The sequence below is a fragment of the Stenotrophomonas sp. RS-48 genome, assembly GCF_030053245.1.
Taxonomy (GTDB): Bacteria; Pseudomonadota; Gammaproteobacteria; order Xanthomonadales; family Xanthomonadaceae; genus Stenotrophomonas; species Stenotrophomonas maltophilia_P.
On sequence record NZ_JASGBV010000037.1, the window covers coordinates 48312 to 58267 of the forward strand.

At 65.0% G+C, this 9956-nt stretch carries 8 protein-coding genes and 2 tRNA genes; 6 read left to right on the plus strand and 4 right to left on the minus strand.

The features are described 5' to 3' along the window. Window positions 1-41: 41 nt before the first annotated feature. The 3 genes from QMZ25_RS08040 to QMZ25_RS08050 form a co-directional block, all read right to left on the minus strand. Window positions 42-117, minus strand: a tRNA-Glu gene (locus tag QMZ25_RS08040). A 54-nt stretch (window positions 118-171) separates the two neighbouring features. Next, window positions 172-247 (minus strand) — tRNA-Ala (locus QMZ25_RS08045). Window positions 248-357: 110 nt separating this feature from the next. Further along, on the minus strand, window positions 358-756 hold the full coding sequence (locus tag QMZ25_RS08050) for a heavy metal-responsive transcriptional regulator (RefSeq protein WP_065175310.1): 399 nt from the start codon (window positions 754-756) through the stop codon (window positions 358-360). Between the two features lie 181 nt (window positions 757-937). On the opposite strand from QMZ25_RS08050, the gene QMZ25_RS08055 reads away from it, so the two are divergent. The 6 genes from QMZ25_RS08055 (at window position 938) to QMZ25_RS08080 (ending at window position 9400) form a co-directional block, all read left to right on the plus strand. Then, on the plus strand, window positions 938-2011 hold the full coding sequence (locus QMZ25_RS08055) for a helix-turn-helix domain-containing protein (protein WP_164151882.1): 1074 nt from the start codon (window positions 938-940) through the stop codon (window positions 2009-2011). A gap of 83 nt (window positions 2012-2094) precedes the next feature. Next, on the plus strand, window positions 2095-2898 hold the full coding sequence (locus QMZ25_RS08060) for a TlpA disulfide reductase family protein (protein WP_128990824.1): 804 nt from the start codon (window positions 2095-2097) through the stop codon (window positions 2896-2898). Window positions 2899-2928: 30 nt separating this feature from the next. Then, complete coding sequence (gene dsbG / locus QMZ25_RS08065) at window positions 2929-3771, plus strand: thiol:disulfide interchange protein DsbG (RefSeq protein WP_180876965.1); 843 nt, start codon at window positions 2929-2931, stop codon at window positions 3769-3771. A gap of 459 nt (window positions 3772-4230) precedes the next feature. Next, the gene (locus tag QMZ25_RS08070; protein ID WP_065182737.1) at window positions 4231-5661 is read left to right on the plus strand and encodes a DcaP family trimeric outer membrane transporter; all 1431 of its coding nucleotides are present in this window, start codon (window positions 4231-4233) and stop codon (window positions 5659-5661) included. A 77-nt stretch (window positions 5662-5738) separates the two neighbouring features. After that, the gene (adiC, locus tag QMZ25_RS08075; protein ID WP_053517667.1) at window positions 5739-7091 is read left to right on the plus strand and encodes an arginine/agmatine antiporter; all 1353 of its coding nucleotides are present in this window, start codon (window positions 5739-5741) and stop codon (window positions 7089-7091) included. A gap of 20 nt (window positions 7092-7111) precedes the next feature. Beyond that, the gene (locus QMZ25_RS08080; protein WP_065175308.1) at window positions 7112-9400 is read left to right on the plus strand and encodes an Orn/Lys/Arg decarboxylase N-terminal domain-containing protein; all 2289 of its coding nucleotides are present in this window, start codon (window positions 7112-7114) and stop codon (window positions 9398-9400) included. 140 nt (window positions 9401-9540) lie between these two features. Here the strand turns inward: QMZ25_RS08080 and QMZ25_RS08085 are convergent. Beyond that, window positions 9541-9956, minus strand: a 416-nt coding sequence (locus QMZ25_RS08085) for an energy transducer TonB (protein WP_283219423.1), incomplete at its 5' end; no start/stop codon positions are given.

The following is a 9956-nucleotide window of genomic DNA, read 5'->3' on the forward strand; positions in this document are numbered from 1 at the left end:
TGAAACCAGGATGCCTGCCGGGAGCAGGGTCCTTTTGAAACTGGCGTCCCCACGGGGATTCGAACCCCGGTCGCCACCGTGAAAGGGTGATGTCCTAGGCCTCTAGACGATGGGGACGCAATTCTCATCAATGTTCTTTAGCGACCTTTCGACGGCCTAATGCCGAAAGATTGGTGGAGCCAAGCGGGATCGAACCGCTGACCTCCTGCATGCCATGCAGGCGCTCTCCCAGCTGAGCTATGGCCCCACGTCGCTGAGGAGCGAAATAATAGCGATGCCCCCTGGGGTTGGCAAGCATTTGTTGCACTTTTCTTCACGTCCGCGGCCGGGTGCGCCATCGTTCCGCCGGGTGCCTGGTCACTCGCCGTCTTCGGTCAGCGCCGCCAGGATCGGGCAGTGCACCAGCGCACCGTGGCCAGGGCAGGCCTCGACCAGTTGCGACAGTGCCGCATGCATGCGCTGCAGTTCGTTCATGCGCTGCTCGATGTCGCGCAGGCGCGTCCGTGCGGTGTCACGCACGCTGCCCATGTCGTGCTGGTGCTGGTCGCTCAGTGCGAGCAGTTCAGCGATCTCCTCCAGGCTGAAACCCAGCGCCTTCGCACGGCGGATGAAACGCAGGCGACGCAGGTCCTGCTCGCCGAAGATGCGGTAGCCACCGGCCGAACGTGCCGCGGTGGGCAACAGCTGCTGGCGCTCGTAGTAGCGGACCGTATCGATCGGGACGCCGGCCCGGCGCGCCAGCTGACCAATGTTCATGGCGGAATTCCTCGGGTTTCCGGTCGCCATTCTGAACCCTTGAGTCTGGTCCAGGGTCAATGCGATGTGTGAGTTACGCATCCAGTGCACTTTGCAACTTTCTTCATAGCCTCGCCGATGGAGCACTTTCTACCCTGCACCTGAACCGGTCATTCGCTGGCCAGAACCGAGGAGGTGCACCGTGGAGGGAATCAGGAGCGAGGGGTTCGTTGAAGTGGGGGTGGTCGAGTACCCCGGTGGCGACCCGTCGGCAGCATCGGTACTGGCTGAAATGGCACATGTGGCCAACCGCGTGGCGCAGCAGCAGCGGCGCCCGTTCAAGCGGGTGCTGGTGACCCGCTGGATCGTGCCGGCCAGCCGCAGCGGGGTACATCGCGTCGCGGGCGCGGACATGCTGGACGCGGCCATTCCCGCGGTGATCGCGGTTCCGGGCCAGGTCAGTTCGACGGCCTCTCTTCGTACCGATGAAATCCTGCTCGACTGGCTCCGTGCGCACTACGACGGCGGCAGTCTGCTGGCGGCCGCGGCGGATGGGGTGAGCGTATTGGCCCGGGCCGGCCTGCTGGCGGGCCGGACCGTGTCGGGTCCGGATCTCAGCCGCCATCCCGGACTGGTGGCGCAGGCTGTCAGCTGGGTACCCAGCGAACGCGCACTGGTGGACGATGGTGATCTGCTGACCGTCGCAGGTGTGCAGGCATGGCGCTTTCTCGGCCTGCGACTGCTGCACCGGCTGTTCGGTCAGGGCGTGGCCAGCGCGGTGGCCACGCAGCTCGCGATCACCGTTCCGGAACCGATCCAGCAGGATCTGGAGCGCTTCAGCGCCAACTTCGCCCATGGGGACCGCGACGTGCTGAAGGCCCAGCGCTGGCTGCACACCACGGCGGCGCGCGGCGCCACGCTTGCTTCGATCTGCGAAGTGGCAGGGCTGGAGCCGCGCACTCTGCAGCGCCGCTTCCTCAGAGCGACCGGGTTGCGTCCGATCGAATACTGCCAGCGACTGCGGGTGGCCAAGGCGCAGACATTGCTGCAGCAGGGGGCGGGTATCGATGAGGTGGCCTGGGGGGTCGGCTATGCCGATCAGAGTGCGTTCCGGCGTCTGTTCCTGCGCATCGTCGGCATGACGCCGGCGAACTATCGACGTCACGTCAGCAACAAGCGCCGCGAACGCCCGCTGCTGCCCTCCGTGGCAGGGAGCCTGCGCGGATTGGCGCCGGCGCCGACGCCGGGCATTCAGATGGGGCGCAGCGCGGCTTGACGATTGACGGTCGGTCGTCGCGCTTGCATCGCAGGCGCGACGCTTCGACCATGCGGTCAGTCGATCGTTGAGTGGGTGGAATGATGTCCAGCGTTGGGCCGGTGCCGATGCCGGTCGTTCTGATTCTGATCTGTGTACTGATTGCGATGACGATCGCCCGGCTCTGGCCCGGTCGCCGTGCGCAGGGACCGCAGCCTTCGGCGGCCGGCATGGTGCTGGATATGCTGCTGGTGGGGCTGCTGTGTGGCCGCATCAGCTTCGTCGCCGTCAATGCGGCGCTGTATCGCGACTCGCCATGGAGCGTTCTGCAGATCACCGATGGCGGATACCACCTGGTCGTCGTGCTGATGGCTGCGTTGGCGTGGGGATTGTGGCGGCTGCGTGGACATCCCGCGCTGCGCCGGCCGGTACTGGCAGCAGCGCTGGCAGGTACGCTGCTGTGGGGCGCAGCCACTCACGGCGTGTCCGGGTGGCAGGCGCGGCATATGCCGCTGCCCAGGCTGGAGGTGATGGACCTGCAGGGCCGTGTCATCGATCTGCAGCAGTTCCGCGGGAAACCCGTGGTCGTGAATCTATGGGCAACGTGGTGTGGTCCGTGCCGACGTGAAATGCCCGTGCTGGCAGCCGCGCAGGACGCACACGACGATGTGCGGTTCGTGTTCCTCAATCAGGGAGAAAGTCTGGACGAGGTCCAGGGTTTCATTGCCGGCGAACGCCTGCAGCTGCGCAATGTGCTGCTGGATGACGATGCTGCCGCATCTGCGGCGCTCGGGGTGCAGGCGTATCCTTCCACCCTGTTCTTCGATGCTGACGGACGCCTGCAGGAGCTGCATCTGGGTGAACTGACCATGGCAGGGCTTGAACACAAACTGCGCCGGCTGCGGTAGCCTGCGCTGGCATCCCACTATGGAGTTCCCATGTCGTTGATTTCCCTGCGCACCGTTCCTGCGGTGCTGTTGCTGCCGGCCCTGCTGGCCTTGGCCGCCTGCAGCCAGGCGCAGACGCCACCGGGCAAGGCAGGAGCTGCGCCGGCAGCCGGTGCGCCGGCCTCCGCTGCCAAGGGGGATCGCCCGGCGGTCCTGAAAGGCATCGAGAAGCATGGTTTCGAGGTCGTCGCCGAGTTCGACGCACCGGGTGGGCTGCGCGGCTTTGCCGGCGTGGTCGGTGGCCAGCAGCCTGCCGCCGCTTACGTGACCGCGGACGGCAAGCACGTGGTGGTAGGCAGTCTGTTCGATGCCGAGGGTAACGATATCGCCGCTGATGCAGTGGAAAAGCTGGTGGCCGCGCCGATGTCGGCCAAGATGTGGAGCAAGCTGGACGCCAGTGCATGGGTGCGGGATGGCAAGGCCGACGCACCGCGCGTGGTCTACACATTCAGTGATGCCAACTGCCCGTACTGCCACAAGTTCTGGGAGGCGGCACGCCCATGGGTGGATGCCGGCAAGGTGCAGCTGCGTCATGTGATGGTCGGTGTGATCCGCGAGGACAGCCCGGCCAAGGCGGCCGCGATTCTGGCCGCACGCGACCCCAGCGCGGCGCTGCTGGAGAACGAGCGCCAGTTCGACCGCGGTGGCATCAAGCCGCTGCCGAACATCAGCCGCGAGATCGCGGGGAAGCTGGATGCCAACCAGGTCCTGATGATCGAGATGGGCTTCCAGGGTACGCCGGGCATCCTGTTCCAGGATGCGCAGGGCCAGGTGCAGCGTCGCTCCGGTCTTCCACAGGGTGCCGATCTGCAGACGGTGCTGGGTCCACGCTGAAAAGCGATCCTGCATGCAGGGTGTCATCGACAGGCCCGTACGGAAACGTGCGGGCCTGCTGCGTTTGCATGGCCACGACGACGTGAACGGCTGCGCAGTGCTTGTTCGCCGTCACGTCTGAATCGTGACTGAGATCAAGCATCGTGCCTTGATTCCAATCAAGGCCAAAAACGACGTGCGCACTAGCCTGTGACGCATGAAATACAGCGATATCGCTTCTGCACTGCTGCACACGCAGGGCTCTACCCAGAGCATGCCTGCATCGCAATTCACGACACTCTCACTCTGCGCTTGCTACCCAGACTGCTCCGGTCGCTGCCTCATCGGCGGTGCGAACCTGCCGGCGACCGTCTGTCTTAATCGCAGTATCCGTATTTCCAGCAACGGCGGAGCGAAGCCAGGACGGCGCACGCGTGCGGTCCGGCATCGCGTGGCGAGTGTTCGTGCACGGGGGATGCAATGCGCATGGCAGTACTGAGTCTTGCCTGCCTGGCCGCGCTGGCCGCTGCGCCGCTGCAGGCGCAGGCGGTTGCCGACGACGACGCGCAGGCGCTGCGCCGTGAGATTGCGGCGATGCGACAGGCCCTGGAAGGCATGCAGCAACGCCTGGACCAGCTCGAGCGGCATGATGCGGGCGTCGTGCCTGCTGCTACGGCTACGCCCGTGTCCCCAGCTCCGGCGACGACGGCCGCCACATTGCAGCCCACCCGCGTGCCCGGCGTGGCGCAACCGGTGCTGCCGGCGCGCGAATCAGTGGCGGACCCGTCGACGGCCGCCTCGCGTCCAGACAACGCTGCCAGCCCCACCGACGCGGATCTGAAAGGCTTCTTCGCCATCCCCGGAACCGACACGGTCATCCGCATCGGCGGCTATGCCAAGCTCGATGCCATCGCCGACTCGCGCCGGGCGGGGGACGAGGACCAGTTCATCCCTTCATCGATGCCGGTAGGGGACAGCCATCGCGATGTTTCCAACTTCAACATCCACGCCAAGCAGACGCGGTTCAGCTTCGAGGCGCGCCGGCCGACCACGCATGGCAACCTGCGCTTCTATCTGGAGAATGATTTCTTCGGCAGCAGCGATGGATACCAGTTCCGCCTGCGCCACGCCTATGGGCAGCTTGGCAATACCTATGCCGGTTATGGCTACTCCAGCTTCATGGATGCCGACAGCCTGCCCGATACGCTGGATTTCGCAGGCCCGGGAGGCGCTGGCTACCTGCTGGTGGCCGGCATCCACCACAGTTTCGCGCTGGGCAAGGGAAGCACGCTGACGATCGCCGCCGAAGACCCGGAGACGGAACTGGCCGGGGCCAGCGAGACGCTGGCGGCGGTGAACCGGCTGCCGGATGTCACGGTAACCGCGCGCATGGAGCGCGATTGGGGCCACCTGCAGATGGGTGCGGTGGCCCGCAGTCTGGCCTATGACGGCCAGGACCAGCGCGACCGGCGCATCGCCGGCGGCCTGCAGCTCAGCGGTTCTGCTTCCGTGGGCGCGCGCGACCTGCTGCTGTTCGGCGTGCTGGGCGGCCGCGGCCTGAGCCGCTACACCGCTGATCTGACCGGCTCCGGCCTGGATGCCGTGGTGGATGCGGACGGTCGCCTGGAGGCACTGGATCTGCACGGCGGCTTCGTCGGTTACACCCATTACTGGTCCGATCTGTGGCGCTCGAATCTGATTTTCGGACAGCTCACGCTGGAGCGGAACGCCGCTCTTGCCAGTGACGCGTTCCGGCAAAGCCGTTACGGCGTCTTCAACCTGATCTGGAGCCCCGCGCCCTCGTGGACGATGGGCATGGAGCTGCTTTACGGCCGCCTGCAGCAGCAGGACGGTGCACGCGGCGACACAGTAAGAGTGCAGGGCAGCCTGCAGTACAACTTCATCAAATAGGCGCCAGCGGCAGCACGCCAGCGCAGCCAACCCCCATGCCCGGCGCAACCGGGCTGATGCCGGTACAGGAGATTGTCATGGCAGAAGCAAAGAAGATCGGTGTGGTGGGAGCCACCTTCCTCGTCGCGGGCAACATGATGGGCTCAGGCGTATTCCTCTTGCCCTCCAGCCTGGCCAAGATCGGTACTGCCTCGATCTGGGGCTGGCTGATCACCACGGCGGGTGCGCTGCTGTTGGCGTTCGTGTTCGCCAAACTGGGCAAGCTGGCCCCGAAGGCCGGCGGCCCCTATGCCTATGCGCGCGACTGGTTCGGCCCCTACATGGGCTTCCAGACCAATACCATTTACTGGTTCGCCAACTGGATCGGCAATGTCGCCATCCCGATCGCGGCGGTGGGTTACTTCAGCTACTTCTTCCCGATCCTGTCCGAGCCGCTGGTGCGCTGCATCGCGGTCCTGGTGCTGGTGTGGGCGCTGAGTTTCGCCAATGTGATCGGTCCGGCCTTCGTCAGTCGCGTGCAGACCGTCACCACCAGCTTCGCGCTGGTGCCGATCCTGGGCATCGCCATCTTCGGCTGGTTCTTCTTCGATGCCGACATCTTCAAAGGGGCCTACAACGTCTCCGGTGAATCCAACTTCGGTGCGATCTCCAGTGCAGCCGCACTGACGCTGTGGGCGTTCATTGGCGTAGAGTCAGCGTCGGTGACCGCCGGCGTGGTCGAGAACCCGGAGAAGAATGTCGCGCGCGCTACGCTGGCCGGCGTGTTCCTTGCGGCCATCGCCTACATCGCCAGCTCGTCGGTGATCATGGGCATGGTCCCCAACGGTGAACTGCAGACTTCGGACGCGCCGTTCGCCTTGGCGGCGGCCAAGGCCGTGGGGGGTTGGGGCGGTGCGCTGGTCAGCCTGTGCGCGTTCATCGGTGCGGCCGGCTCGCTCGGTGGCTGGATCCTGCTGACCGCACAGAGCGCGAAGGCCGCATCGGATGATGGCCTGTTCCCGAGCATCTTCAGCAAAACCAACAAGGATGACGTGCCGGTCAAGGGCGTGCTGATCGTGGCGGTGCTGATGACGCTGGCCGTGCTGGTCACTTCCACCTCGGAAACGGCATCCGCGCAGTTCGATGTGATCACCTCGGCCGCGGTGGTGCTGACCCTGCTGCCCTACATCTATTCCTGCGTGGCCTGCTACTTCGTGGTCGAACGCTCGCACACCCTGGTGCATACCGGCGCGTTCTGGACCTTGACCAGCCTCACCGTCGTGTACTGCCTGTGGGCGATCTATGGCTCGTCGGGAACGATCGTGCAGTACGCCTTCCTGTTCGTCCTGTTCATCACCGTGTTCTATCCCTTCTTCAGCGAGGAGCGCCGCCAGCAGCGGCAGCGTGCCCGTGAGGCGGCGGCGATTTCTGCCGGCGCGCAGCATTCCTGATTCGGACAAGGAGAAACAACGTGTATTTCAAGTCATTGGACTATCCGGTCATAGTCATCGACGGTGATTACGACTCACCACGCATCGGCGGCATCCTGATCCGCGCTCTGGTGGAAGAGCTGCGCAGCAACGACCAGCGCGTGCTGTGCGGGTTGAACCTGGATGATGCCCGTGCAGGAGCACGCACCTATGTTGCGGCGTCGGCCGTGCTGATATCGATCGATGGAAGCGAGGAAGTCGATGGCGAGTTCCAGCGCCTGACCGCGTTCCTGCGCGAGCAGAGTGCGCGCCGCGCGAACCTGCCGGTCTTCCTGTATGGCGAGCGCCGTACCATCGAGAAGGTACCGAGCAAGCTGCTCAAGTACATCCACGGCTTCATCTTCCTGTTCGAGGACACCAAGAACTTCATCTCCCGGCAGGTGATGCGGGCCGCTGAAGACTACATGCAGCACCTGCTGCCGCCGTTCTTCAAGGCACTGATCCATCATGCCGCCGAGTCGAACTACTCCTGGCATACGCCCGGCCACGCCGGTGGCGTGGCCTTCACCAAATCGCCGGTTGGCCGTGCATTCCACCAGTTCTATGGCGAGAACACGCTGCGCAGCGATCTGTCGATCTCGGTGCCGGAGCTGGGATCGCTGCTGGACCACACCGGGCCGATCAAGGACGCCGAGAACGAAGCGGCCCGCAACTTCGGCGCCGACCATACGTTCTTCGTGACCAATGGCACCTCCACGGCCAACAAGATCGTATGGCACGGCACGGTGGCGCGGGGCGATGTGGTGTTCGTCGACCGCAACTGCCACAAGTCGCTCCTGCATGCGCTGATCATGACGGGCGCGGTACCCGTGTACTTCACGCCCAGCCGCAACGCGCACGGCATCATCGGCCCGATCAGCCTGGACCAGTTCACTCCGGAATCGCTGCAGCAGCGCATCGCCGCGAACCCGCTGGCGAGCAAGGCATACACGGCGGGCTCCAAGCCGCGTATCGCCGTGGTCACCAACTCCACCTACGATGGCCTGTGCTACAACGCCGAGAAGATCGCCGACGAGATCGGCAGTGCGGTGGACTTTCTGCACTTCGATGAAGCCTGGTATGCCTACGCCGCATTCCATCCTTTCTACGAGAACCACTACGGCATGGCCAAGGGCAAGCCGCGCGAGCAGGATGCGATCATCTTCACCACGCACTCCACCCATAAGCTGCTTGCCGCGTTCTCGCAGGCCTCGATGATCCATGTGCGCAACTCGGCACAGCGCAATCTGGATGCCGAGCGTTTCAACGAATCGTTCATGATGCACACCTCCACCAGCCCGCACTACGGCGTGATCGCTGCCTGTGATGTCGCGTCGAAGATGATGGAAGGCGAGGCCGGTCGCTCGCTGGTGCAGGAGATGCACGACGAGGCGATCGCATTCCGGCGCGCCATGCTGCATGTGCGCGACGATCTCGGCCGTGATGATTGGTGGTTCAGCGTGTGGCAGCCGACCAAGGTCGAGCGCAGCCTTGACAAGGGCGACACGCCGGCGCCGATGGTGGCCAAGCGGGAGGAGTGGTACCTGCAGCCGGATGGGCACTGGCATGGTTTCGAGAATCTGGTGGACGACTATGTACTGATCGATCCCATCAAGGTGACCCTGCTGACCCCCGGCCTGTCGATGGATGGCGGAATGGGCCGGCTGGGCATTCCAGCGGCGGTGCTGAGCAAGTTCCTGTGGGGTCGTGGCATCACTGTGGAGAAGACCAACCTCTACTCGGTGCTGTTCCTGTTCTCGATGGGGATCACCAAGGGCAAGTGGAGCACGCTGGTCACCGAGCTGATGGCGTTCAAGGAGCTGTATGACCGCAACGCCCCCCTGAGCCAGGCGCTGCCGACGCTGGCGGCGGACTATCCCGTTGCCTACGCCGGCTGGGGACTGCGCGACCTCTGCGATGCGCTGCACGCCTTCAACCAGGAGTTCGCAGTGGCCCGGGTGATGCGCGAGATGTACGTGGACCTGCCGACGCCGGTGATGACCCCGGCCGATGCCTACAACCATCTGGTGAAGGGGGAAATCGAACGGGTGGACATCGAACAGCTCAGTGGCCGCATCGCGGCGACCATGCTGGTGCCGTACCCGCCCGGCATTCCCACCATCATGCCGGGCGAGCGCTTCGGTGCCAGCGATGAGCCCATCATCGAGTCGCTGCGCATCGCGCGCGAGCAGAATGCGCGCTTCCCGGGCTTCGAGTCGGACGTGCACGGACTGATCATCGAGCACGACGGCGAGACCGTTTCGTACAAGGTGGAAGTGCTGAAGGCCTGAGCCACTCCGTGGTCCTCCGCACGCATCGCGGTGCGGAGGACTGCCAAGGAGGGGGCCCGGTGCACCGTCGCGTTGATCCCGTTGCTGCATCTGGCAGTGGTTGGCATGCTGTTCGAGATCGAAGCGGAAGCGCGGACTGCCTAGCGCAGGTAGTACTCCACGGGTACCACCAGTTCCTGCGGCGCCTTCATTTCGTCGGGAATGCGTGGCAGCGGCTGTGCGCGGCGGAAGGTCTGCAGCGCCGCGTCATCGAGCAGGGACTGGCCGCTGGACTGCTCCAGCCTTAGCGCCAGAAGGCGTCCGTCGCGGTCGATGCTGGCGCGGACCCAGCTGGTGCCCTGCTGGCGCCGCGATCTAGCGCTGGAGGGGTAGTAGCGGTATCGCTCCAGTCGTGCCATCAGCCGCGCTTCCCACTGGTCGCTGGCAGCGCCGGCCTGGACGTCCGCGGGTGGGGCGTCTGGAGCAGGCGGCGCGGCCGTGATCGATGCCGGTGCGCTGGCTGCGGCGGTCGGCTCCTTCGTACTGTCGTTGGCCCTGAAGCTGCTGTGGCCCTCGC

Coding starts and splice junctions, on each gene's coding strand:
- QMZ25_RS08050 (WP_065175310.1), bottom strand. CDS start 756: ATGAACATTGGTCAGCTGGCGCGCCGGGCCGGCGTCCCGATCGATACG.
- QMZ25_RS08060 (WP_128990824.1), top strand. CDS start 2,095: ATGTCCAGCGTTGGGCCGGTGCCGATGCCGGTCGTTCTGATTCTGATC.
- dsbG (WP_180876965.1), top strand. CDS start 2,929: ATGTCGTTGATTTCCCTGCGCACCGTTCCTGCGGTGCTGTTGCTGCCG.
- QMZ25_RS08070 (WP_065182737.1), top strand. CDS start 4,231: ATGCGCATGGCAGTACTGAGTCTTGCCTGCCTGGCCGCGCTGGCCGCT.
- adiC (WP_053517667.1), top strand. CDS start 5,739: ATGGCAGAAGCAAAGAAGATCGGTGTGGTGGGAGCCACCTTCCTCGTC.